We start from the raw sequence: 22965 nt of genomic DNA on the forward strand, positions 1-22965 counted from the left end.
ACCAGCAGCGCGGACGATATTCTCAACCCTGCGATGCCTGTCGTTGCCCTGGCCTTTTGCACAGGCGGCGGCAAGGCCCGCGCAGTTTGAAACGCGGCGTGCGGCGCCCGGACGGTCATCGAGCACAGAACAAACCGCCAGAACGCACCGGGGACCTGCGCATCTCGCGCGCCGGAGCCCACGCTCGCCCGCAAACCGGCCGCAGCAAGCGGCCGATAAAGGAGACGACCATGGCAGACCACAGCATCAAGGGTAAATCCGTTCTGATCGCCGGTGGCGCGAAGAACCTCGGCGGCCTCTTGGCGCGCGATCTCGCCGAACACGGCGCCCGCGGCGTCGCGATCCACTACAACAGCGCCGCCACAAGGGCGGCCGCGGAAGAAACGGTGGCGGCAATCAAGGCGACCGGTGCCGCGGCCCACGCCTTTTCCGGCGATCTCACCCGCGCCGCCAATGTCGAGCAGCTCTTTGCCGATGCCAAGGCGGCGCTCGGCGGCATCGACATCGCCGTCAACACCGTCGGCAAGGTGCTGAAGAAACCCTTCGTCGAGATCACCGAGGCCGAATATGACGAGATGAGCGCGGTCAATTCCAAGTCCGCCTTCTTCTTCCTGCGTGAAGCGGGCAGAAACGTCAGCGACAACGGCAAGGTCTGCACGCTCGTCACCTCGCTTCTCGGCGCCTTCACGCCCTTCTACGCGGCCTATGCCGGCACCAAGGCGCCGGTCGAACACTTCACCCGCGCGGCCGCCAAGGAATTCGGCACCCGCGGCATCTCCGTCACCGCCATCGGTCCCGGCCCGATGGATACGCCCTTCTTCTACCCGGCCGAAGGGGCAGACGCCGTCGCCTACCACAAGACCGCGTCCGCCCTCTCCGGCTTCTCCAAGACCGGCCTCACCGACATCGAGGATATCGTCCCCTATATCCGCTTCCTCGTCTCCGACGGCTGGTGGATGACCGGCCAGACGATCCTGGTGAACGGCGGCTACACGACGAAGTGATCTCATGCCCGCGGAGAGGCCCCTTCCGCGCGGTGAGGGAATTTCATCCGTAAGGGAGTAGCCCCTCATCCGCCTGCCGGCACCTTCTCCCCGTTTCCACGGGGAGAAGGGACAAACGGCACCGGATTTGCCAAATCCGAAGCCGGACCACGAGAGGGTGAGGTTTGCATTCGAACGTGCGCCCAGCGTCTCTCCCCGTTAGCGGCGAGAGAGTTGGTCCCGGGGCTAAACCCGAAGAGAGCGGCAGCCGCTGCGAGGTCCTGTCGCTCAAAATACGATTGGAATTTTAGAACGTTATGTAATGTGATGCGTAAAGCCGTACGGCGCAAAACCGATCTTGTTGGATGAATTACATGGTGCGTGTCTCTTTCTTCTGCCGTCTCCTGCCGGCAATGCTCGCGCTGCTTCTGGCGGTCGCCCTGCCCGCTTTCGCCGAGACGCCACCGCCGATCACCGTCATTCTCACGCCCGGCCAAAGTGCAGCCGAGATTGAGGAGACGCTTAGGGCCGCGGCGAAGACCGGCGGGCCGGTCACGGTCGAATGGCGTGACGCGACAGGCCCGGCGGCAGCAGGCGACGCGACGAAACCCGGAAGTGCAGCCGGCGCGCCGACGGCCGAAGTCGCTTCACCGACGGCTGCCGAAAGCGGCGCGGCAGCGACCCCGCAAAGCGCTCCCTCGGCAAACCCCGAAGATTCCTTCGACACGCTTTCTGCGCGTTTTCTCAATGGCTTGCAGATGGGCCTTACGGGCATGTCCGGCATTGCCGGGGTGATGGCTGACGTCGCGGCAGGCATCCGCGCCGAGGGCTGGTCGGTCGTCTCCGTCGCCGCCATTGCTGTGCTCGCCATTGCCGCGGGGCTTGCCGCCGCCTTTGCCAGCCGGTCCCTCATTCACCGGCTCTTCGGCGCCTCTTTCGAGGTGGTGGATCTCCTGCACCGCATGCGCGCCTCGCTGATCCGGCTCGGCCTCGACATCGCCTATCTGGTGATCTTCGCCGTCATCGCCCATAGCCTCACCCGCCTGTTCCTCGCGCCGGGCACGGCCTCGGCAGAGCTTGCCCACGCGCTCGTTACCATCGGCGTCGTCTCCGCGGCCTATGCGGTCGGTGCCCGCTTCCTCTTCGCACCCACCCGGCCCGAGATCCGGCTGCTCGATATCGCCCATCCGCGCTTTCACGCCACCATGCTTGCCGCCTATGGCGCGCTCGGCGCCGTCGTCGGCGCCAGCGTGCGCTTTGCCCACCAGCGCGGGCTGGAGCTCGCCGCCACCGACGGCTGGCTGCTGATCGGCGTGAGCATCCTGACGCTGGTGAAACTCCATTGGTTCATTGCGGGCAGCGGCGATATCCGCGCACTCTTTGCCGGCCAGAACCCCGGCCCCGTGCGCCGGGCCATCGCCTTCGGCGTGCCGGAGTTCTATGCCTTGAGCGCCATCGTGCTCTGGCTGATGAGCGTCATCGTCGCCGGCAGCCCCAACAGCGCCGCCTGGAGCTTTGCCGGCGGCACCACGCAGATCATCCTGCTCGCCTTGCCGATCCTCGCCTTCGGCATTCATTCGCTGGCCGGTGCCGCAGCCGAGCGCCGCCGCACGCCCGCCTCCTCCAGGCTGCATGCGGCGATTTCAGGCAGCATCCAGACGGCGCTTGCCGGCGCCACCTGGCTGATCGGCCTGCATATCATCATCGAGCTCTGGCGCCCTGTGATGATCCGGGACGACACTGCCGCTGCCATCGGCTGGATCGTCATCCTCGAGCGCATCAGCCTTGCGGTCGTCGTCGCCTGGGTGATCTGCAGCTTCCTCTGGCGAAGCTTCGAGGCGTTTTCGCCGTCGGCCCGCGTCGCCATGCCCGGCGACAGCGAAGAGGAGACGATCGCTCATCAGGCAAGCCGGCTGTCGACCATCCTGCCGCTCGTCCGCAACCTCATCTTCGGCGGCATCTTCGCGGTCACAAGCCTCGTCATCCTCTCGGCGCTCGGCATCAACATCGCACCGCTCATCGCAGGCTTCGGCGTGCTGGGCCTCGCCCTTTCCTTCGGCTCGCAGACGCTGGTGAAGGATGTCGTCTCCGGCATCTTCTTCATCGCCGACGATGCCTTCCGCGTCGGCGAATATGTCGATACCGGCAAGCTCAAGGGCACGGTCGAGCGCATCTCGCTGCGGTCGCTGAGGCTCCGCCACCAGAACGGCCAGATCCACACCATCCCCTACGGCCAGCTGCAGGCGGTGACCAATTTCAGCCGCGACTGGAGCACCGTGAAGTTCGAGCTGAAATTCGAACGCGACGCCGACCCCGAAAAGATCCGCAAGACCATCAAGAAGGTCGGTCTCGCCATGCTGGAGGATCCCGAGATCGGCGGCGAGTTCCTCGTGCCCTTGAAGATGCAGGGCATCCAGGACGTCACCGAGAACTCCCTCGTCGTCCGCCTCAAGTTCACTGCAAGGCCCGGAAACCCCAGCATCCTTCAGCGCGAGGCGATGAAGCGACTGCTGCCGGCACTGCGCGAAGCCGGCCTCGACCTCGCCTCCAACGCCGTGACCGTACGCTCGGGCGCTGCCGGTGCCGCGGAAGCCGAGGCGGCAGCGGCAAACTTGGCACTGGCAAAGAAGCCGGCGGCGGCAGAGGCGGCCGACGCGGAGGGGTAACGGCCAATCCGCGCGATGCGGTGACAGACTTCCTGCGCCGTCGCGGGCTGGTGTCAGCGTGGCCTCGCCATCAAGCAAAGCCTGAGCCCTGTCAGCGACAACTCCTTCCACAGCTTGAGCGGCATGTATTTTCACGGTCGATGGAACCTAAGGCACAGGCCAGGTCATCCGGCTTGCTGCCGATGGAATGCGACAATGGGATCGGCTGGCTGCCCCCCGCAAAATCGCGGTTCATTTCGCTCGACAAGCCGGCCAAATAGGGCCGATCGGGACAAGCAAGGCCACGCAAGCAAAAAGAGCATCCGATGGCCAGCGCCCGCTACAGTTTTGACATCATTGTTGCATTACCTCAAGCACAACAGACGAGGCTCAGGCGCTGCGGCACCCTGCCGATGCTGTCATGTTGCCGCTGCCCCGAGGATGTTGCCTGATGCGATCCATGCGCCTCGCCCCGTCTGCTCTAGCCCTGTCTGCCCTTGCCCTTTCGCTTCTGCCTTTGGCCACCGTCCACGCCGAACCGCCCACCTACGCGCTGCACTATGCGCTGATGCTGGATGGTGAGGATCCCGTGGCAGGCGAGGTCGCCTGTTTCGTCGAGAAACCGTGCGAATTCACCCCGTCCGCCGAAAGCAAGATGACCTTCAAGTTCGGCAGGGGGAAGCGCGAACTTGAGATCACCTGCCCCGAGCGTGAATGTTCGCTTGGCTATGGCGAAAGCCGAACATATTGCGGCACCTGCGATGAAGTCGGCATCTTCGAGGGGCGCGATTACGGCGGCGTCGCAATCGAGTTGGTGCTGCGCAGGTACCCGCGGCTTGGCACGCTGCTGTTGCGCCACCAAACACCGTAGCCAGGCTTCCAGGCTTCCAGGCTGGCGCCGGCGCCGGCTGCAACCTTCACATACCCCACCTGAGAGACATATACTTTGGTCGCCCGATCAAAGGGCAAAACATGCAGCAATTCAAAGCGCGACAGCGACGGTGGCGCGTCTGATAGGACGCGCAGTGTTGCAGGAAATAGCACCAGGCGCTCGCCACGGATCACCACGCGCCTTGTGGCCACCTTCTTCAACCCTCCCGTAACCATCCCGAAATTTCGCGGGTCTTGCTACTCATGAACTACGGCAAGTGCCGTATGTCGCGCGGTCGCCAGAACATCTAGGCCCAAGCGATCCCGCGCTTGCTGCGCGTGGATCGAACTGAGGAGACTGCCCATGAAAACCATCCTTGCCACTGCGATATCACTCGCCTTCGCGACGTCCGCCTTCGCGGCCGTGCCCCAGGCCGGCTTTGCCGTGCCGACCGAAGAGAAGACCGTTCTCACGACGGAGCAAACGATCGAACTGGCCGTGGGGCCAAACCGTAACCCCGGCTACAGCACGAACAGGAACGGCAACGGCCCAAGCAACAACGGCGGACCGACCAAAGGAAAGACGTACGCCGGCTAATGCGCCGCGCTCAGGGCGGCCTGGTCGCCCTGAGTTCCCACGCGCCTCTTGGAGGTGAGGCACGGACCAGCCCTCCTCGCTCCATCGCGGCAGACCACAAGCGCATCCGGCTGCAAGGCGTGGCCGCCCCGTCCCTTCCCTTGCGCCCTGTCCCCGCGGGAACAACGCACGACCTCTCCCCTTGGTAAAAGAAGCACACAAAGGCCAAAGGCCTTTCAGCCGGGGCAGCGGTTCCGGTTCGGTCAACGCCTGACACAGCGAAGGATAATGGTCAGGCAGGAAGAGCTCGGAGCGCCCCAATGCGTATCATCCTGGTAGCACTTTTCGCATCGGTCATGAGCATACTGGCGTTCAAGTATGCCGACCACTCGCTCGGCAACCACCAGATCGTCGCAACGGCCGAGGAACTGGCCGCGCTGTAATGGCGCCGCCGCAGCCCTTCTTCGCAACCCGCTCCCGACAAGGCGGACGTACTCCCACCCGCAAATTCGCCCCCGCGAAATCTGACGTTTGGCTCCCGCATAGGTTTTATTCCGTCTTGCAGCGACCTCCGTCTTCTGCAATCATCGCCGCATGCAATCGTTTCGCGCCGTCATTGCTGCCAAACCTCTGACCGCTCCGGCGGCCGCATTCCCTATTTGCGTCTCTGGATAGCAGCGGGAACGGCTTGGCCGACCCTCCCGCTCTAGGGGCGGGAGATCAGGCCGACCCTCCCAACTGATATCGAGACGTTCACGATGCGACATGCGCTCTCCCGCAGCCTGGTGGTTCGGCTATGACCCGATCATCCAGCGCTTCCTTTACCTTCATCCTGCTCATCATCTGCACAGCACTTTCCCTTGCCGGCACCGATCTGATCCTGCCCGCCGTTCCGGTTCTGCCGGGCGTGTTTTCCACCAGCGAGGCGACTGCGCAGATGGTGCTTGCCGCCTATGTCGGCGGCAGTGCCTTCGGCCTCCTGCTCTTCGGCCGCCTTGCCGATCACTTCGATCGCAAGACGCTGATGGTCGCAGCCCTTGCCGCCTTTGCCGCCACTTCCTTCGCCGGGGCCTTCGCGCCGGATATCTACGTGCTCATCGGCCTTCGTTTCCTGCAAGGCGTTGCTGCCAGTGCAGCGCCTGTGTTTGCGCCGGGTGTCATCCGGCAATTGTTCAGCGAGAAGACGGCCGTGCGTGCCGTCGGCTTTCTCGGAAGCGTCGAGTCGCTCGTTCCGGCCCTTGTGCCGATTGCTGGCGTAGCGCTTCTTGCGCATTTCGGCTGGCAATCCTCGTTCGAGCTTCTCGGTGCCGCCGGCGCGATCGTCTTCGTGCTGATGCTGCTGATCGGTCTTCCCCGCGGGCAACGAACGGGCGGCACGCAAGGCACCTATCGACAACTGCTGACCGATCCCGTCTTCATGCGCTATGCGCTGAGCCAGGCGATGACGCTCGGCGGGCTTTTGACCTTCGTCTTCGGCATTCCCATGGTCATCGTCGAGACGATGGGCGGCACGCTCACTGACTTCATCATCGTGCAGATCGTCAGCGTCGCGGGCTTTATCGTCGCCGCCAACCTGACCGCGAAGATCGCCGAACGTTTCGGCACCGAAGAGGTCATACTGGCCGGCAGTGCGATGGCGGCCGCAAGCGCGCTTGCCCTCCTCGCCTATGGCCTCTCGGGCGGAACCAACCCGCTGCTCGTGCCCGTTCTCTTTCTGCCCATGGGCATTGGCCTCGGCCTGCGCGGCCCCATCGGCTTCTACCGCGGCATCGTCGCGTCCGGCAGCAATGATGCCCGGGGCGCAGCGCTCATCGTCTTCTTCGTCTTCATGACGACGACGCTGGGCACGATGGCGGCAGCGCCCGTCATCACCATGGGCCTGTGGGCCCTAGCCCTCGTCGTCAGCGCCATCCACTTCGCTTCGGTGGCCATCCTCTGCGCATTCCCGAAGTTGACAGAGGCGCGCTCCGGATAGCAGCGAGCGCCGATGACGGCCAAACACACCTGGCCGTCATCGGCACGCATCCGGAACGCACCGCGTGCAAAATCCCTTCGGGCTTGACCGGGATGCGCCGGACACTGATGCGCCGACGATACTCGATGAAGCCTGCCGCCAGTTCGGCCTCGACCTGCGAAAATACACAAAGGGCCCCGCGGCATAGGAGCCAGAAGCAGGTTTGCGCTTTCATCCCCGGGTGGTTCTGGTAAGACCACAACACGCATAACGGAGCGCTGCACCATGAAGAACGACAATCTCTGGTACTGTCTTGTCGGCACCGGCGACACCAACACCGGCATGCTGCGGTTCATCGGCGCCGTCGTCGCCTTCATCCTCGTGTTTGGCGCGTTCTTCTGGCTGTTGAGCCTCTAAACCGCCCCGTGGACGACCGACCTCTCGCGGCCTCGCTTGCCCCATCCGCGGCCTAGCCATCGCCCCGCCACATCGGAAATTGGTCGCGCCCAATTGCGCAAGGGCTAATACGCTACGAACGATGAGAGAACGCTCCGAGCACGAAAGCAGTTCTATCACACTCGCTTCCCCCAATTGGGTGAGGAACAATTCGTGAAAGGGAACCAAACGAGACTCGGCCGTCGGCCATTGCGAGTTCGCGCCGCCTCGCCCGAATTGTCGGGAGATCTTCAGGCACCTTGCCAAACGGCAAAGTTGCGATAGAAGATCACACAAAACAATTTATACGACAGTCATCATGAACCTCCGCTTCGTCGCCGCCGGCATGTGCGTCGCGCTTCTGTGCGCAACCGCCATCGTGCTGTTCGCGCCCCGGCCCGATCCGCTCATCGGCTATGCCAGGTACGAGCGGGGGATTGCGGCACTGCGCAAGCACCCGGGTGCCGCGCAGGAACTCGTGGCGACGTGCGCACAGGAAGCGGAGACCGAGTTCAAGGAGACGGACCTCGAGGGAACGTCCTATTCCAGTCGGGCCGAGATGGCGCTGGACCTCTGCCGGCGCTATGTCGCTGTCGCCATCGATGGCAGGCTGACGCTTGCGGAAATCAACCGCCCCTCCCTTCCGCTCTCCGTGCTCGAGGAAGCCGAACGGCGGGAACCGCGCTTCCCTTGATGACGGCACGTTCGCAGGTAGCCCTGCTGGCCCACCACATCGGCCCCTCGAGCCCCGCGCCAACAAAAAGGCCGGAGCGCGCGGCTCCCCAGCCACTTACTTTAATGTGGAATCGTTAGGACCGTCTTCAGCAATACCCCTTACAACGTCGGTTATCGGGGGTATTGCGTATGCCGGAGATTTTTTCGGAGACCCAAAAACGCTTGCGATTGCCTCTCCCCTTCCAGGGAGTGAACGTCAACTTCTGCAAGAACCCGCACTGCCCGAACTTCGGGATCGAAGCTGACATCGAGGATCAGCGTGGCAGAGGCAAGTCGAACGGCAGATCGCCATACGTGGTGTCCGGGAAGTCGGATGATGCCCTCCTCGTCTGCCGCACCTGCGGGGTATCCTCCATCGTCAAAAGCAACAAGGCGGTATGGGAGGAGTTCGACCGACACCTCCAGTCGCTCGCCGCGCCTCGTGGCCACAGGTGCACGAAGAAGGCCTGCTCGAACCACTCGAAGCCGCTTGATTCGCATCCCGGAGAATATTACCGCCACGGCACCAACGCGAGCGGCGACCCACGATACCGGTGCCGTAAATGCCGGACGACCTTTTCGGCGGCAAGGCGGCATGCAAGGCATCGGAAGTCGCACGAGAACAAGACCGTCTTCCAGCTTCTCGTCGCAAAGGTCGCCCTTGCCAAGATCGCGCAGGTCACGGGCCTGAATATCAAGACGGTTTACGACAAGATCGATTTTATCCACGGCCAGTGCGCCAAGTTCGTCGCGGACCGCGAGCGTCGCCTTCCCACGATGGACCTGGGCGACATGCGTCTCTGCACGGACATGCAGGACTACATGGTCAACTGGCCGACCAAGGCGATGCGCAAGACGATCCAGTTCCGGGCAATCGCAACGAGCTGCCTCAACACCGGATACGTGCTCGCCTGCCACCCGCAGCTTGATCTCCGGTTCAATACGCTGGAGGTCCAGCAGCTCGTCGAGGAATGCGACGATCTCCTGAAGCGCCCCGCCTTCCGGGAGTACGCCCGCCTTTGGAACTTCGAGGATTACGCCAGCGCCCTGTCACTTCCATCGAACGTGTTTCGACCAGTCCGCGAGGACCAGGAGTCGCCAGAGCACATGACCGAAGACCGCCAGCTACCCAGGCAGGGGGCGATGGTTCACATCGATTATCTGGCAATAGGGCACTTCCGATATCTCCGCCATCTGCTCGGCCGCGCCGACCATGTGTACTTTTCGCTCGACGCTGACCCCGGTCTCCCGACTGCGGTGTTGGCGGGCTGGGTCGACAAGGCGATGGCCCGCAAGCTGGACGTGGCAGTGATGTCGTTCGACAAGAACTCCACCATCGACGAGAAGAACGAGCGGGTGATGGCGGCCAACAAGATCAAGGCGCTCGCCGAGGAGGCGTATCCCTTCCTTCATCCATTCGTGGCTTGGCTGACATTCTTCCTGCAGATTAGCGGGCTGGATCGGATGGGCACCTCGGAGCGAAGCGAGCACCTCAGGACCACCGAGGTCGAATACCCGTACATCAACAAGTCAGAACCCGGAAAGCGTGTCCGCTTGTACACAGACGACGGCAGGCGGACTGGCCTGCAGATCGCAAGGGTGCTCCACGATGTCTCGCTCCACCAGGTCGACAGGTTCTTCATGCAGGTCCGCCGCAGCATCGCCGGGCTGGAACGAGCGCCGTCATATCCGAGGCGGGCGGCTCGGAAGTGGTACCTGTACGGGTTCTATTCACCGGACATGGTCGAGAAGTGCCTGGTGATCTTCCGCACCTACTTCAACTTCATCGCCAAGGGCAAGGATGGCCAGACACCCGCCATGCGCTTGGGCCTCGCCAAGGGGCCAGTTCGCTTCGAGGATATCCTCTATTTCGACTGAAAGTTAGCGATAACTAATAAATGTGGAATCGACCCGAAAGTCGATTCCACATTTAAGTAAGTGGCTGGGCGCGGCTCCGGCCTTCCTTTTCTTGCGCTCTCAAAACCGTGCCAGTACATCCGTGGTCAAAGTCGAAAGCAACGCGCGACTGCGAGCGTCGTGCTCAACAGTTTGCTTGTATTAACGTTATAGGACCGGGCGCGTTTCTGGACAAGCTGTCCCTTTGGGCTACAGCACACGCCAGGGATTAGACTTGACGATGCATCTCGGCCGGAAAACAGGGCCGCTTTCCGACTTTTCACACCAAGACAATCAGCGATTACTTAATTATAGTGATCTAGACTGGCGGCCGCAGAGGCCAGCGCTCGGCGGCCCCCTCGATGGGGGCGGCCGTCCCGTTCGCGGGCGTCGTCAGGGTCGTTCGGCGCGCCTGGGGAGGCATATGTCGGGGTTCGATCACAAGCACATGAATGGCGCGGTGCTTGCCGCGATCCTGGTGCTCGCCGCCCTCTTCCGCCTGCATGACGTTCAGCAGCCGCTGGTAGATGCCTTCAGCTGGCGCGAGGCCAGCACGGCGATGATGGCCGACAATTTCTTCCTGCGCAGCTGGAACATCTTCTTTCCGGAGGTCAGCTGGACCGGACCGGACCCTTCCTATCAGGGCCGCGAGCTGCAGGTCATCTCCTATATCACCGCTCTTCTCTATGCCGTCTTCGGCTGGGACGACACCTGGGGCCGGCTCGTCGCCATCGCCTTCGGCGTATGGGGCGTCTTCGCGCTGCATCGGCTGATCGCGCGGCTCTGGGACGAGGCCCACGCCCATGCCGGCGCCTTCCTTTTGGCGATCATGCCGGGCGCTGTCATGATCGACCGCTCGTTCCTGCCGGATCCGGCCATGCTGGCGCTGGTGACGACGGGCGCCTGGGCTTATGTCGCCTATCTTGAGAACGATCGCCTGCCCGTGCTCATCGCCGCCGGCCTGCTGACCACGATAGGCGTGCTCGCCAAGCTCCCGGGCATCGCCGTGGTCGTGCCGATGACCTACGCGACCTTTGTCATCCTGCACCAGCGCGGCAGGCTCAGCCTCGGCCGCCTGCTCGTGATCCTCGGTGTGGCGCTCGTCGCCGGCGCGCTGATCCTCGGCTACTATCGCTGGGCGCACTATCTCGGCACCAATTACCCGCCCTACCATGTGGCCGGCAGCGGCTACCTCTGGAGCGATGGCTTTGCCAGGTTCTTCGAAGAGGCTTTCTACATTCCCGCCACCTGGAAGATCGCCAGCAGCTGGCTCTTCACCCTGCCGGTGGTGATCCTCACGGGCATCGCGCTCCTGACCGCACCGCCGGCGGCAAACGAAGGGGCGCCGGACGACGCATCCGCCTCCAGCGCGCGCTGGTTCTTCCACGTCTGGTTTCTGGGGGCCGCGCTCGTCTATGTCTTCGCCGCGCGCGAGATCAAGACCAACCCCTGGAACTTCCATATCTTCAATGTGCCGATGGCGGCCCTTGCCGGGCGCGGCCTCATCCTGCTCGTCGGCATCGGCCGCGAACAGGGGTTGCACACCCGCGCGCTACGGCTTGCGGCCATCGCCGCCGTCGTCGTCATCGGCGGCAGCATCCCCGGCCTGTCGCTGATGAAAACGCCCTATGCCGATCACGGCGAAAAGCTCGGCACCAGGCTCAGCGAACTCAGCCAGCCCGGCGAGCTCGTCATCACCGCAACGCCGACGATCGGCGATCCCGTGGCGATCTATTACAGCCGCCGCCGCGGCTGGGTCTTCCCGCCCGGCGGCGGCGAAACCGAATGGTCAATGCTGCTGGAAGACGACGACGCGATCGAGGCGCTGGAAGAACTGCGCGCCAGAAACGCCAGCTGGTTCGGCATCACCAAGAACGCCCGCGACATGCAGCGACGCCGCTTCCTCGAATACAACAAAGGCCTGATTGCCCACCTCGACAAGACAGCCGAGCGCGTCGTCGACGACGACACGATGCTGATCTACCGGCTGGCGCCGCCGGGAAACCGCGGCAAGGCTGGCCGCGGGCGCGCCGCGCGCATGCTCGCATCAGGTCCTGACGAGCAGCCGGTCCTGCCCGATGCCACCCCTTGAGCGCCTCCGCCTGCCGCCTGAATTCTGCCTGTGTCGAACTCGACTTGAGGGGCAAAGACGCACAGCCGATCCAAGTGCGACTGCGGCATTGTCCGTCCAATAGCACGGGCAACACTGTCGAGGCCAATGACGGTCCTCACCCGGACAGGTCGCCGGCGCGCCGGGCGCTCGGTGGCGCCACACGCCGGTCACCGTCGAACAACGGCCCGCCATGGGGTTGCAGTTCTTCTTCGGCAAGCCGGATCAATTCCGCCACCTGCCCTTCGCCCGCCTGCCGGAAGGCGGCATCGAAGCGCTCGGCAAGGCCCTCGTCCAGGTGAGAAACCAGCCGCGGCAGCCACTTGCCGCGACCGGACCAGTGCCCGCGCCCACGAAGCATCAGGTCAGCAAGCGGCGTCACCAGCTCGGCGGCGATGGTGCGTGTCTCGGCAGCCGGGCGTGGATCGCGAAGGTCGTCGATGAGGTCGGTGATCTGATAGCGAAGCGCGTCGCGCTGCTCCGACGTCAGCGGTGGCGGCCCCATCCCGAGACGCCGCCGCGCACCGTCCTGAAGTGCTTCAGCGCGTGCCAGCCCGCGGCCGACCGCGACGCCGCCCGCCAGCATATCCAGAAGCACCGGCCGGCCGCCTGCGACATCCTGATCGGCGAACCAGTTGAGCGTCTCGGCATCGTGCACGAAGGCCTCCACCGGAAACCCATGGGAATGAAAACTCTCACGCCAGGCGGCGGGCACGGTCTCGTGCAGGACCACAAGGTCGATATCGGAGGACGCCGTGCCTTCGCCACGCAGGATCGAGCCCGCAACAATGGCAAAGCTTGCCTTCGGAAAGCGCTCGGCGAGAACCGCCTCGGCCGCAGCCAGCGCCTCGGCCACACGGTCGTCACTCTTGCTGCACATTCGAGCCCCCAAACGCAAGGATCCTCCCGATATGGCGTTCACATCGGGAGGATCCTTGAAGGAAGCGATGGACGCGTGAAGCTATTGCAGCGTGCGGACCGGTGCCGGTGCCGGCTGGCCGGCGGCAGCGCCCGCGGCATTGTTGGCCGATCGGCCGGAATCGAGGCCGGTCGCGACGACGGAGACGCGGAAGGTGCCGTCGAGCGTGCGGTCAAAGATCGAACCGACGACGATGTCGGCTTCGTCATAGACTTCTTCGCGGATGCGGGTCGCGGCCTCGTCCACCTCGAACAGCGTCATGTCCATGCCGCCGGAGATGGAGATCAAGACACCCTTGGCGCCGCGCATCGATACTTCGTCGAGCAGCGGGTTGGCGATTGCCGCTTCAGCCGCCTTCAGCGCGCGGCCCTCGCCGGTCGCCTCGCCGGTGCCCATCATCGCCCGGCCCATGCCCTTCATGACCGACTTCACGTCGGCGAAGTCGAGGTTGATCAAGCCTTCCTTGACGATCAGGTCGGTGATGCAGCCGACGCCGGAATAGAGCACCCGGTCGGCGATCACGAAGGCATCGGCAAAGGTGGTCTTGGCATCGGCGATGCGGAACAGGTTCTGGTTGGGGATGACGATCACGGTATCGGCCGCCTCACGCAGGCGCTCTATTCCGAGCTCGGCCGTTTCCATGCGGCGTTTGCCCTCGAAGCTGAACGGCTTGGTGACGACGCCGACCGTCAGGATGCCGGCCTTGCGCGCCGCTGCCGCAATCACGGGTGCCGCGCCCGTGCCCGTGCCGCCGCCCATGCCGGCGGTGACGAAGCACATGTGCGTGCCGCCAAGGTGGTCCATGATTTCGTCGATCGATTCTTCCGCCGCCGCCCGGCCGACATCCGGCAGCGAGCCGGCGCCGAGACCTTCGGTCACGGCCGCGCCGAGCTGGATGATGCGCGACGACTTCGACATCGCAAGCGCCTGCGCGTCTGTGTTTGCCACCACGAATTCGACGCCCTGAAGCCCTTCGTTGATCATGTTGTTGATGGCGTTGCCGCCACCGCCGCCGACCCCGATGACAGTGATCTTCGGGCGCATTTCGGTGATCGTGGGCTTCTTGAAATCGTTCATGGCTTGTCTCCTAGAGCCGGCGCCTCGCGCGGCACCGGCAGCGGCGAATCGGGGCAGCTTGTATTTTAGGAATTGAAAAAAGCCATGGAGAAGGCAAGGAAAAAGGACGGAAGCGCTATCCACATAAGTATTTTAGCGGGGCCGGAAAGGCGGAAGAGACGGCTTTGGCAGCGCTCTGTTCGGGAATGTGTTTGGCCATGCAATCAACGCTTTAGGTGACTTCACCCCTCGCCCTAACCCTCTCCCCGCAAGCGGGGAGAGGGGACGCGGACGGAGGCCACCTCGCCGAGTGGAACTGCCGCAAAACAACGCAGCGATTGGGAATGCCTGATGTAGAGCGAGCAGCTGCCGCGAGTCACCCTCTCCCCGTGACAACGGGGAGAGGGTGGCCGGCAGGCCGGATGAGGGGTCGATCTCGACATCTAGAGGCAATACGAGAGGCGCCCTTCCCTCAAACGTGGCGCTAAGCCTCAAAGCTCGGCCGCGAGCGCACCCGCTCCAGCCAGCGCTGGACGTTTTTCGCCGATGCCGGGATTTCCATGCCGAAGACGTCGCAGAGCCAGGCGGTGACGCCGGCGGTGATGTCGGCGATCGAAAACTCCTCGCCGGCGAGATAGGGCCGACCATCGGAGAGCTCGTCGTCGAGCCAGCCCCACTTCTTCGGCACCGCCACCCGCTCGGTCTCGGCAAAGGCCGGAAACTGCGTCAGCCGCTCGGCGAAGAAGGCATCCGAATGCAGGGCCACATTGCCGACGGTGCCGAGGATGACCAGTTCGGCGCGACGGTTCCACATCTCGACCTTGGCGCGGCTGACGGCGTCATGACCGAAAAGCTGCGGCTCACGCTTGGTCTCTTCGAGATAGCGGCAGATCGCGACGCTCTCGGTGATGATCGTGCCGTCGTCGAGTTCGAGCACCGGGATCTGGCCGAGCGAATTGACTGCCAGGAACTCCGGCGCCTTGTGCTCGCCCTTGCCGAAATCGACATCCACCATCGGCAGCGAAATCCCCTTCTCCGCCATGAAGATGCGAACGCGATACGAATTCGGGCCCATGCCCTGATAAAGCTTCATCTTATCCTCCTGTCGATGAGGCTATCCGCCTCGTTCCTCCTCAACCGCATAGCGCGGAGTACCGATTGCTTATAGCAACCGGTTTTATTTAACTCAATGGTTTATTTCGTCTCCCCCGAAATTCCTGAATTGTCCGCCAGTCTCCCATTGCCTGGGATAAATCGGAAGCGGAGCGGCAGCTTGAATATCGTCGGCCATCATGCTTGCCTCCTTTGAAACAGGAGCCCTGCCATGTTCACCCGGTCTGCCGCCTTTTGCCTCGCCCTCCTCCTTGCCGCCAGCCAGGCGGCGGCAGCCCTTGCGCCGAACTATCAGCGCGCTCGCGAACTCAACGCCGTCATCAACGCGGTCGCCGTCGCCGTTCCCAAATATCCGATCGACAAGATCATCAGCCAGGGTCGCGACCGCTATGCGGTCATCGCCGGCAAATGCACCGTCATCGCGCGGATCGTCGGCCTGCCATCGAAGCCCGGGGTGGTCGGCCCGCGCCAGTTCGAAGTCCAGCTCGACAAGCCCGATTGCGATTGAGGCCGACGCTAGAGCCGCCACCCCTGGCTGATGACGAAGCGCGCCGTTTCTCCCGGCATGATCGCCCTGTCGCCATAGGCCTTCAGCGCCTGGCCATCGGGCAGCGCCAGCGTCAGGGCGAAGCGTTCGCCTTCGAACACGCAGGAGATGACGCGAAACGCCATGCCCTCGCCGTCGTGGCGTACATGCTCCGGGCGCACGAGAATGTCACGCATTGGCACGTCACCAACGGCTGCGTTCCCCGCGCCCGCCTCGCCGCTACCGGCAAGTGCTGACCGCAGCGTCGGCCACTCCAGCGCCCGCGGCGCGCCCTCCGGCACCGCCAGCTTGAGAACCGAGCCTCGGCCGATGAGGCCGCCGACGACGGCGCCTTCGGGCCTGGCGTAGATCTCGGCCGGTGGCGCCATCTGCATCAGCCGTCCCTCGGACATCACGGCGACATCGGTCGCAAGCGCCATCGCCTCGGCCTGGTCGTGTGTCACATAGATCATCGTGGCACCCGAGCGCTCGTGGAAGATGCGGAAGGTCTCTTCCATCGATTTGCGCAGGTGCTGGTCGAGGTTGGCGAGCGGCTCGTCGAGCAGCACTACGTCCGGCGAGGTCACCAGGCAGCGGGCGAGCGCCACGCGCTGACGCTGGCCGCCAGAAAGCGCTGCCGGCCGGCGATCGGCGTAGTCCGTCAGTTTCACCAGCGCCAGCGCATCACCGACGCTTCTTTGCCACGCCGAACCCGAAACCCCGCGCACCTTCAGCGGATAGCCGACATTTTCTGCCACCGTCATATGCGGCCACAGCGCATAGGACTGGAACACCATCGCCATGTTGCGCCGTTCCGGCGGCAGCGCCCGTGCCGCGTCGGAAAGCCGTCTTTCACCGAAATCGATCGAGCCATCGCTTGGCTGCTCGAACCCGGCGATCATTCTCAGCACCGTCGTCTTGCCGCAGCCCGACGGCCCGAGCAGCGCCAGGAAGCCGCCTTCTCGTACCGTCAGCGATACATCCGCCACCGCCGGCCGGCCGCCGCCGAAATGCTTGGTGAGATGATTCAGGATCAGTTGCGCCATGGCAGCACGCCTTCGGGAAGATATCTTGCGAGCGCCTCGAGTGCGGCCATCAGGGCGACGACCATCACCACGACAAGCACCGAGAGCGCGGCCGCAAGGTCTGACGAGCCGCTGTCGTCGAGGTTGAAGATGGCAACGCCGAGCGTCTGGGTGCCGGCAGACCAGAGCAGCGCCGAAACCGTCAGCTCGTTGGCGGCAATCAGAAAGACGAGGATGATCGCAGCGCCGGCGGCCGGCGCCACCAGCGGCAGGATCACGTCGCGCATGCGCTGCAGGAAACCCGCACCCGAGAGACGCGCCGCCTCCTCCAGCGACGGATCCATCTGCAGGAAGGCGCTCATGACAGGCTTGAGGCTGACGGCGAGGAACGAGGAAAAATAGGCGATGAGGATGATCCAGATCGTGCCGTAGAGCGAAACGTTGAGCAGAGGCAGCGCTGCTGCAAAGGTTAGGATGAAGGCGACCGCCAGCACGATGCCCGGCAGCGCATAGGGAATTTCGATGAGAATGCCGAGCGTATCCGCCAGCCACCCCTTGCGCCGGGTCATGAGATAGGCAGCCGGCACGGAGACCGCGAGCAGGCCGAGTGCTGCGCCGGTCGCAAGGAACATCGAATTGCCAAGCGCCTTCAGCGTCATCGCCTGGCGGAAGAGGATTTCTTCGTAAGCGCGCAGCGACACGGTCTGCCAGTTGAGCGGCACGCCATAGGCTGGCACCAGCGAGCTTGCGACAAGGGCTGACAGCGGCGCCACCAGCACGAGAAACAGGATTGCCACGAGGGCCAGTTCGACGACCACGCGGAAACGCCCGAGCGAAAAGGCGGCATTGGCGCCGGAAATCCCGATGATGCGATAGTCCCGCCCCGCAAGCGCCCGCTGTTGCAGGATCAGCCCGGCGGCGGCGATCAAGGCGATCAGGCTGGAAAGCAGGGCGATCTCGCCGAAGGTGCCGGCGCCGAAACTTGCGAGCCGCGTATAGATCAGGGTCGGCAGCACCTCGATCCCCGCGGGAATGCCGAGGATTGCCGGAATGCCGAAATTGCCGACGCCGGAAACGAAGGCGATAGCAGCACCTGCAATCAACCCCGGCAACGACAGCGGCGCGACGATGTCGCGAAAGACGCGAAATGGCGTGGCCCCGGCAAGCCGTGCCGCCTCCACCCCGTCGCGCGGCGCGGCGGAAAGCCCGGCTTTCAGCGCCAGGAAGACCAGCGGCGCATGCTGGACGCCGAAAAGCAGCGAGATGCCAGCCAGCGAATAGAGCGGCTGCGGGCTTCCGAGCGGCGGTGCGATCCCGAGCGTCTTTAACAGCGGGCTCGCCGGCCCCGTCATCTCCACCCAGGCAAGCGCCGTCACCTGCGGCGGGATCATCATCGGCAGCATGAAGGCGAAGCTAAGCATGAGCTTGCCGCGCACATCCGTCAGCGCCACCGAGAAGGCAAAGAGCGCGCCGATGACGACGGAGACGACCATGCCGCCGGTCGCCGTTATCAGCGTGTTGCGGATCGCCGCAAAGGTCGCCGGCTCCGTGAGCACGCCAATCGACCGGCCAGAGACGAGCCCTGCGAAGCCGGCCTTCGCCAGGCTGAAGAGCGGCAGCAGGCAGAGGAGAAGCAGGCAGGCGAAAACGAAGGGCACCAGCCAGCGCGGCTCCGCAGCAGGGCTCGCCCCTGCCCGCACCTTGGACACGCCGATCGTCCGGCCCTGAAAGGGAAAGCGCAGCCAGCGGGACCGGCTGCGCGCATCACTACGTTCCAGCATTCCGGCAATCAGTTCGTGCCGAAGATGCCGGAGAAGGTTTTGAGATCCGCGTCGGAATTCTTCACGGCTTCAGCGGCGTTGACCGGCAGCACCTTGATCGTCTCGCGCGCCGGATAGCCCTCAGGCAGCGCCACGCCGTTGCGGGCCGGGATATAGCCCATCTTCACCGCCGCCTTCTGGCCTTCCTCGGACAGCAGGAAGTCAACGAACTTCTTGGCAGCATCCAGGTTCTTGGCGGTCTTCAGGATGCCGACCGGCTCGGTCACGGCAGACACGCCCTCGGCCGGGAAGACGAACTCGACACGCGCGCCCTTGGCCTTCTCGCGGATCGCCATGAAATCGACGAGCATGCCATAGGCCTTCTCGCCAGTTGCAACTGCCTTCAGCACGCCGCCATTGCCGCCGGCAGCCGTCGCACCGTTTGCGGCAAGCGCCTTGTAATAATCCCAGCCGAGACCGTCGATGCCGGTCAGCGTCTGCGCATGGATCAGAGCCGCACCTGAGGTCAGCGGACTCGGCATGGTGACGAGACCCTTGGCCCCCGACTTCGCCAGGTCCTGCCAGCCCGCGGGCTTCATGGCGGCGGACGTGTTGTAGACGATGCCGGTCGTGATCATCTTGGTGGAGTAATAGGCACCGTCCGCATCATAGAGAGCTGCGTCGAAGTTCGCCGCTTCCGGCGACTTGTAGTCGGCGAGATGGCCTGCTTCCTTCAGCCGCTGCATCGTCACGGTGTCGGCGATGAGCAGCACGTCGGCGACCGGATTGCCCGCCTCGATCTCGGCCATCAGCTTGGCCATGATCTTGGTCGTGCCTTCGCGCACCCACTCCACCTCAATGCCCGGATTTACCGCCTGGAACGCGTCGACCGTCGCCTGCGCATCCTCGTTCGGCTGGCTTGTATAGAGCACCAGTTTTTCGGCGTAAGCCGCGGTCGAAAGCAGGCCTGCGACCAGCGCGCCGGCAAGGACGGAAACGAACGATTTCATGAGTATACCCTCGTGTTGAAACTGGCGCCGAGGGATAGAGCGGCCCTTTTACAGGGGTGTGACAGGAAAGAACGGCAAGCTGCCTGTCGCGCTCCCCGACCGGAAGAACACAAGCTCCCTTGACATGAAGTGTGGACCAAGAAAATCTGCACGGAATGCGAGTAGAGGAACTACCATGGACGCGTTTCTGAAAATTGCCGGGGCGGTGGTCGTTGTCGTATCGCTGGCGATCGCGCTGCAGGCAACCGTGCCGTCGTTCGGCTGGTTGGGCATTGTCCTTGCCTTGCAGTCGGCAGCACCCACCATCGGCGCAGGTATCGCGCTTGCGGCCTTCGGCTCATTGCTCGCACAGCTCAAGAAAATTCGCCTCGCCACCGAACGCCAGGCCGATCTGTTTCAGTCGATCGTGGAACGCCGCAGCCAACCGGCCGCGGAATAGGCGCTGCCGGGCGCGCCACAAAAGATCCGTAAAAAAATTCACGGGCGATGTCACACCGGCCGTTCCTGTCTCGTCATGGTATCGGAACCAACGAAAGGAAACGGAACCATGACTGCCAAGATCGACCTTTTCGCCGCTGCCCCGCAACTGATGAAGAGCTGGACCAGTGTCTCGATGGCCGTCGCCGCGAGCCTGGACGCGACCGTCATCGAACTCGTCAAGATCCGCGCCTCGCAGATCAACGGCTGCGCCAACTGCATCAACATGCACACGCAGGAAGCCCGGGAAAAGGGCGAGACGGAACAGCGCATCTACCTGCTTTCGGCCTGGCGCGAGGCGCCCTGCTATTCCGATCGCGAGCGCGCCGCGCTAGGCTGGACCGAAGCGCTGACGCGTCTGTCTGAAGGCCACACTCACGAATCGGCCTATCAGGTGCTGAAGGATCATTTCACCGAGGAGGAACAGGTGAAGCTCACGCTGATGATCAACGTCATCAACGGCTGGAACCGTCTCGCCGTCGGCTTCGGCCTCTGGGTCGACCCGGCCGCCGCCAAGGCCGCCGCACAGGCTGCCGCCTGATGGCGGACAGCGCCCATGAGGACGCAGCGGCGGTGTTCGACCCGCTGCGTCCGCAGCTGATCCGCGTCGCCTACCGCATGCTCGGCTCCGTCGCCGATGCGGAGGACATGGTGCAGGAGGCCTTCATCCGCTGGATGGGGGCCGACCGCACGTCCGTGCGCGAGCCCGAAGCGTTCCTGCGCCGCACCGTCACGCGGCTCTGCCTCGACCAGTTGAAATCCGCGCGGCTGAAGCGCGAGACCTATGTCGGTCCCTGGCTGCCTGATCCCGTCGTCGAGGCGGAGCCGGAGGACGACGTCACCCTGCCCCTGATGCTGGCACTCGAACGGCTGTCGCCGCTGGAACGCGCCGCCTTCCTGCTGCACGACGTCTTCGGCCAGAGCTTCGACGAGGTGGCCGTGACGATCGAGCGCGATGCCGCCGCCTGCCGCCAGCTGGCGGCCCGTGCCCGCACCCATGTGCGCGAGGAACGCCCCCGCTTCCAGATCGAGCAGCAGCGCGGCCTCGAATTTGCCAACGCCTTCTACGCCGCCTCGCGCGGCGGCGACATGAAGACGCTCGGCGCTATGCTTGCAGCCGACGTCAGCGTCCATTCCGACGGTGGCGGCAAACGCCCGGCCGCCCTGCAGCCGATCCTCGGCTTCGATGCTGTGATGAAGGTGCACGCGCAGCTGGCCGTCCTCTTTGCCAAAAACGGCTCGACCCTGGTACGCGCCGGCTTCATCAACGGCCTGCCGGGCTTTGTGACCCGAGAGGCCGACGGCGAGCTGCAATCGACCGCCCTCGAAATCGCGGACGGCAAGGTGGTGGCGATCTATGTGGTGCGCAACCCGGACAAGCTCACGCATCTGCATTAGCCGGCGATAGACAGGCAAACACCGTTTGTGGGTTTTCGAGAGAACCTGGTGCACCCGCCAAGGTCTCCGTCATTCCTGTGCTCGTCACAGGAATCTCGAGCAGTTCAGCTTGAACTGCGGAACCAGCCCGAGTCCTTGGGCTGAAAGCAGCCCTTTGACCCGACGGACGTCGGGTCGCTGGATCCCAGCCACACGGGCGAGGATGAGGGAGATTGGGACACCGCTCGCGATAAGGCATCTTCGGCTCCGCAGCCTGCCAACAGTCCCGCGCGAACTAAGCCGCCCGCTCCTGCTCGGCGCCACCCTTCTCCGGAATCCGCGCGATCACCTTGATCTCGAAATCGAAGCCGGCGAGCCAGTTGACGCCGATAGCGGTCCAGTTCGGATAGGGTTTTTCGGAAAAGACGCGGTCCTTGACCGCCAGGATCGTTTCGAACTGGTTCTCCGGATCGGTATGGAAGCTTGTCACGTCGACAATATCGTCAAAGGTGGCGCCGGCGGCTTTCAGCGTCGCTTCGAGATTGTCGAAGGCGCGCTCGACCTGGCGGGCGAAATCCGGCTCCGGCGTGCCGTCCTCGCGGCTGCCCACCTGGCCGGAAACAAACAGCAGATCGCCGGAGCGGATGGCGGCGGAATAGCGGTGCGCCTCGTAGAGTGCGTGGCGGTTGGCGGGAAAGATTGCATCACGTGTCATTTCTCTGGCCTTTCTGAAATTCGAGCTAAATCCAGGGCGCAGAAACGGGCGCGCGCTGCCCGATCAGGCAGAACTTCACAAAAGCCGCTTCATTTGATATACGCCACGTATATGAACTAACCAAATACGACGCGTATGTCAAATCCATATACGCACCGTATCTGAAATTGAGGGCGATGATGGCCAGAAGCCGCCAGGAAACGATGGAGGAAAACCGCGCGAAGCTGATTGCGGCGGGCCGAAAGGCTTTTGCGGAAAAGGGCTATGCCGCCGCCTCGATGGATGAACTGACGGCCGATGTCGGGCTGACGCGCGGCGCGCTCTATCACAATTTCGGCGACAAGCGCGGGCTCCTGGCCGCGGTCGTAACCCAGATCGACGGCGAAATGGCCGCCCGCGCCAAGGAGATCGGCGCAGATGCTGCAGCCGGCGACCACTGGCAGGCGATGCTTGCCGAGGGAGCCGCTTATATCGAGATGGCACTCGATCCCGAGGTCCAGCGGATCGTGCTGCTCGATGGCCCGGCCGTGCTCGGCGATCCCTCGAAATGGCCGAGCCAGAACAGCTGCCTCGTGGCGACGCAGCGGTCGGTGGAGCAGCTGCTGGACAAGGGCATCCTGAAGCCGGTGGATCCCGAAGCGGCAGCCAGGCTGCTCAGCGGTGCCGCGCTCAACGCCGCCCTCTGGGTCGCCGCCAGCGATGAGCCGAAGACGGTTCTGCCGAAAGCGATCGACGCCTTCCGCGCCATGGCAACCGGCCTGCTGGCGGGTCGCTGAGGCGCACCTGTTCGAGGCGGCGAAGCG

Annotated in this window: 22 protein-coding genes; 15 read left to right on the forward strand and 7 right to left on the reverse strand. The window is 64.0% G+C overall.

The window, feature by feature from the left end; all coding sequences use genetic code 11:
- Positions 1 to 230 precede the first annotated feature (230 nt).
- The 10 genes from LAC81_RS10435 to LAC81_RS10470 all read left to right on the forward strand — a co-directional run bounded on the left by LAC81_RS10435 (position 231) and on the right by LAC81_RS10470 (position 12166).
- Positions 231 to 1004 (forward strand): SDR family oxidoreductase, encoded by a 774-nt coding sequence (locus tag LAC81_RS10435; protein WP_223724710.1) that lies wholly within the window; start codon positions 231 to 233, stop codon positions 1002 to 1004.
- A gap of 353 nt (positions 1005 to 1357) precedes the next feature.
- On the forward strand, positions 1358 to 3649 hold the full coding sequence (locus LAC81_RS10440; RefSeq protein WP_223724711.1) for a mechanosensitive ion channel family protein: 2292 nt from the start codon (positions 1358 to 1360) through the stop codon (positions 3647 to 3649).
- 430 nt (positions 3650 to 4079) lie between these two features.
- Positions 4080 to 4499: a hypothetical protein gene (locus LAC81_RS10445; protein ID WP_223724712.1), complete on the forward strand. Its 420-nt coding sequence runs from the start codon at positions 4080 to 4082 to the stop codon at positions 4497 to 4499.
- 363 nt (positions 4500 to 4862) lie between these two features.
- Complete coding sequence (locus LAC81_RS10450) at positions 4863 to 5096, forward strand: hypothetical protein (protein ID WP_113540489.1); 234 nt, start codon at positions 4863 to 4865, stop codon at positions 5094 to 5096.
- 299 nt (positions 5097 to 5395) lie between these two features.
- The gene (locus tag LAC81_RS38320; RefSeq protein WP_268906696.1) at positions 5396 to 5518 is read left to right on the forward strand and encodes a hypothetical protein; all 123 of its coding nucleotides are present in this window, start codon (positions 5396 to 5398) and stop codon (positions 5516 to 5518) included.
- 353 nt (positions 5519 to 5871) lie between these two features.
- On the forward strand, positions 5872 to 7050 hold the full coding sequence (locus LAC81_RS10455) for an MFS transporter (RefSeq protein ID WP_223724713.1): 1179 nt from the start codon (positions 5872 to 5874) through the stop codon (positions 7048 to 7050).
- Positions 7051 to 7314: 264 nt separating this feature from the next.
- Positions 7315 to 7446, forward strand: a complete 132-nt coding sequence (locus LAC81_RS38325; RefSeq protein ID WP_268906697.1) for a hypothetical protein — start codon at positions 7315 to 7317, stop codon at positions 7444 to 7446.
- Between the two features lie 337 nt (positions 7447 to 7783).
- Entirely contained in the window at positions 7784 to 8158 is a 375-nt protein-coding gene (locus LAC81_RS10460) for a hypothetical protein (protein ID WP_223724714.1), read from the forward strand.
- A 203-nt stretch (positions 8159 to 8361) separates the two neighbouring features.
- Entirely contained in the window at positions 8362 to 10056 is a 1695-nt protein-coding gene (locus LAC81_RS10465; RefSeq protein ID WP_223724715.1) for a hypothetical protein, read from the forward strand.
- Positions 10057 to 10498: 442 nt separating this feature from the next.
- On the forward strand, positions 10499 to 12166 hold the full coding sequence (locus LAC81_RS10470; protein WP_223724716.1) for an ArnT family glycosyltransferase: 1668 nt from the start codon (positions 10499 to 10501) through the stop codon (positions 12164 to 12166).
- Between the two features lie 136 nt (positions 12167 to 12302).
- Here LAC81_RS10470 and LAC81_RS10475 read toward each other — a convergent pair whose 3' ends face one another.
- From LAC81_RS10475 to LAC81_RS10485, 3 genes are all read right to left on the reverse strand, one after another.
- On the reverse strand, positions 12303 to 13064 hold the full coding sequence (locus LAC81_RS10475) for a nucleotidyltransferase domain-containing protein (protein ID WP_223724717.1): 762 nt from the start codon (positions 13062 to 13064) through the stop codon (positions 12303 to 12305).
- Between the two features lie 81 nt (positions 13065 to 13145).
- Entirely contained in the window at positions 13146 to 14180 is a 1035-nt protein-coding gene (ftsZ, locus tag LAC81_RS10480) for a cell division protein FtsZ (protein WP_223724718.1), read from the reverse strand.
- Positions 14181 to 14643: 463 nt separating this feature from the next.
- Positions 14644 to 15252: a glutathione S-transferase family protein gene (locus tag LAC81_RS10485; RefSeq protein ID WP_223724719.1), complete on the reverse strand. Its 609-nt coding sequence runs from the start codon at positions 15250 to 15252 to the stop codon at positions 14644 to 14646.
- A 231-nt stretch (positions 15253 to 15483) separates the two neighbouring features.
- On the opposite strand from LAC81_RS10485, the gene LAC81_RS10490 reads away from it, so the two are divergent.
- Positions 15484 to 15780, forward strand: coding sequence for a hypothetical protein (locus LAC81_RS10490; protein WP_223724720.1), 297 nt, complete (start codon positions 15484 to 15486; stop codon positions 15778 to 15780).
- An 8-nt stretch (positions 15781 to 15788) separates the two neighbouring features.
- On the opposite strand, the gene LAC81_RS10495 is transcribed toward LAC81_RS10490, so the two are convergent.
- From LAC81_RS10495 to LAC81_RS10505, 3 genes are read right to left on the reverse strand one after another with little or no spacing between them, the layout of a single operon-like run.
- Positions 15789 to 16844 (reverse strand): ABC transporter ATP-binding protein, encoded by a 1056-nt coding sequence (locus LAC81_RS10495; protein ID WP_223724721.1) that lies wholly within the window; start codon positions 16842 to 16844, stop codon positions 15789 to 15791.
- Positions 16832 to 18604, reverse strand: coding sequence for an ABC transporter permease (locus LAC81_RS10500; RefSeq protein ID WP_223724722.1), 1773 nt, complete (start codon positions 18602 to 18604; stop codon positions 16832 to 16834). The genes LAC81_RS10495 and LAC81_RS10500 overlap by 13 nt, the downstream gene beginning before the upstream one ends.
- Positions 18605 to 18612: 8 nt before the next feature.
- Positions 18613 to 19593 (reverse strand): ABC transporter substrate-binding protein, encoded by a 981-nt coding sequence (locus LAC81_RS10505; RefSeq protein ID WP_223724723.1) that lies wholly within the window; start codon positions 19591 to 19593, stop codon positions 18613 to 18615.
- A gap of 175 nt (positions 19594 to 19768) precedes the next feature.
- Here LAC81_RS10505 and LAC81_RS10510 point away from each other — a divergent pair, with 175 nt between their 5' ends.
- From LAC81_RS10510 to LAC81_RS10520, 3 genes are all read left to right on the forward strand, one after another.
- A complete protein-coding gene (locus LAC81_RS10510; RefSeq protein ID WP_223724724.1) occupies positions 19769 to 20032 on the forward strand; it encodes a malate:quinone oxidoreductase in 264 nt (87 codons plus the stop codon).
- Positions 20033 to 20140: 108 nt separating this feature from the next.
- Complete coding sequence (locus LAC81_RS10515; RefSeq protein ID WP_223724725.1) at positions 20141 to 20611, forward strand: carboxymuconolactone decarboxylase family protein; 471 nt, start codon at positions 20141 to 20143, stop codon at positions 20609 to 20611.
- The gene (locus tag LAC81_RS10520; protein WP_223724726.1) at positions 20611 to 21468 is read left to right on the forward strand and encodes a sigma-70 family RNA polymerase sigma factor; all 858 of its coding nucleotides are present in this window, start codon (positions 20611 to 20613) and stop codon (positions 21466 to 21468) included. The genes LAC81_RS10515 and LAC81_RS10520 overlap by 1 nt, the downstream gene beginning before the upstream one ends.
- Before the next feature lie 274 nt (positions 21469 to 21742).
- On the opposite strand, the gene LAC81_RS10525 is transcribed toward LAC81_RS10520, so the two are convergent.
- On the reverse strand, positions 21743 to 22162 hold the full coding sequence (locus LAC81_RS10525; protein WP_223724727.1) for a RidA family protein: 420 nt from the start codon (positions 22160 to 22162) through the stop codon (positions 21743 to 21745).
- A gap of 179 nt (positions 22163 to 22341) precedes the next feature.
- Between LAC81_RS10525 and LAC81_RS10530 the strand changes: the two genes are divergently transcribed.
- Positions 22342 to 22938 (forward strand): TetR/AcrR family transcriptional regulator, encoded by a 597-nt coding sequence (locus tag LAC81_RS10530; RefSeq protein ID WP_223724728.1) that lies wholly within the window; start codon positions 22342 to 22344, stop codon positions 22936 to 22938.
- The last annotated feature ends 27 nt before the right edge of the window (positions 22939 to 22965 follow it).

It is taken from the genome of Ensifer adhaerens, assembly GCF_020035535.1.
Classification (GTDB): Bacteria; Pseudomonadota; Alphaproteobacteria; order Rhizobiales; family Rhizobiaceae; genus Ensifer.

What these genes read in the sequence shown, in the direction of transcription:
- LAC81_RS10500 (WP_223724722.1), bottom strand. Translation starts at nt 18,604, where the DNA reads ATGCTGGAACGTAGTGATGCGCGCAGCCGGTCCCGCTGGCTGCGCTTT.
- LAC81_RS10530 (WP_223724728.1), top strand. Translation starts at nt 22,342, where the DNA reads ATGGCCAGAAGCCGCCAGGAAACGATGGAGGAAAACCGCGCGAAGCTG.
- LAC81_RS10435 (WP_223724710.1), top strand. Translation starts at nt 231, where the DNA reads ATGGCAGACCACAGCATCAAGGGTAAATCCGTTCTGATCGCCGGTGGC.
- LAC81_RS10445 (WP_223724712.1), top strand. Translation starts at nt 4,080, where the DNA reads ATGCGATCCATGCGCCTCGCCCCGTCTGCTCTAGCCCTGTCTGCCCTT.
- LAC81_RS10525 (WP_223724727.1), bottom strand. Translation starts at nt 22,162, where the DNA reads ATGACACGTGATGCAATCTTTCCCGCCAACCGCCACGCACTCTACGAG.
- LAC81_RS10520 (WP_223724726.1), top strand. Translation starts at nt 20,611, where the DNA reads ATGGCGGACAGCGCCCATGAGGACGCAGCGGCGGTGTTCGACCCGCTG.
- LAC81_RS10475 (WP_223724717.1), bottom strand. Translation starts at nt 13,064, where the DNA reads ATGTGCAGCAAGAGTGACGACCGTGTGGCCGAGGCGCTGGCTGCGGCC.
- LAC81_RS10470 (WP_223724716.1), top strand. Translation starts at nt 10,499, where the DNA reads ATGTCGGGGTTCGATCACAAGCACATGAATGGCGCGGTGCTTGCCGCG.
- LAC81_RS10495 (WP_223724721.1), bottom strand. Translation starts at nt 16,844, where the DNA reads ATGGCGCAACTGATCCTGAATCATCTCACCAAGCATTTCGGCGGCGGC.
- LAC81_RS38320 (WP_268906696.1), top strand. Translation starts at nt 5,396, where the DNA reads ATGCGTATCATCCTGGTAGCACTTTTCGCATCGGTCATGAGCATACTG.
- LAC81_RS10450 (WP_113540489.1), top strand. Translation starts at nt 4,863, where the DNA reads ATGAAAACCATCCTTGCCACTGCGATATCACTCGCCTTCGCGACGTCC.
- LAC81_RS10455 (WP_223724713.1), top strand. Translation starts at nt 5,872, where the DNA reads ATGACCCGATCATCCAGCGCTTCCTTTACCTTCATCCTGCTCATCATC.
- LAC81_RS10515 (WP_223724725.1), top strand. Translation starts at nt 20,141, where the DNA reads ATGACTGCCAAGATCGACCTTTTCGCCGCTGCCCCGCAACTGATGAAG.
- LAC81_RS10440 (WP_223724711.1), top strand. Translation starts at nt 1,358, where the DNA reads ATGGTGCGTGTCTCTTTCTTCTGCCGTCTCCTGCCGGCAATGCTCGCG.
- LAC81_RS38325 (WP_268906697.1), top strand. Translation starts at nt 7,315, where the DNA reads ATGAAGAACGACAATCTCTGGTACTGTCTTGTCGGCACCGGCGACACC.
- LAC81_RS10490 (WP_223724720.1), top strand. Translation starts at nt 15,484, where the DNA reads ATGTTCACCCGGTCTGCCGCCTTTTGCCTCGCCCTCCTCCTTGCCGCC.
- LAC81_RS10485 (WP_223724719.1), bottom strand. Translation starts at nt 15,252, where the DNA reads ATGAAGCTTTATCAGGGCATGGGCCCGAATTCGTATCGCGTTCGCATC.
- LAC81_RS10510 (WP_223724724.1), top strand. Translation starts at nt 19,769, where the DNA reads ATGGACGCGTTTCTGAAAATTGCCGGGGCGGTGGTCGTTGTCGTATCG.
- ftsZ (WP_223724718.1), bottom strand. Translation starts at nt 14,180, where the DNA reads ATGAACGATTTCAAGAAGCCCACGATCACCGAAATGCGCCCGAAGATC.
- LAC81_RS10505 (WP_223724723.1), bottom strand. Translation starts at nt 19,593, where the DNA reads ATGAAATCGTTCGTTTCCGTCCTTGCCGGCGCGCTGGTCGCAGGCCTG.
- LAC81_RS10460 (WP_223724714.1), top strand. Translation starts at nt 7,784, where the DNA reads ATGAACCTCCGCTTCGTCGCCGCCGGCATGTGCGTCGCGCTTCTGTGC.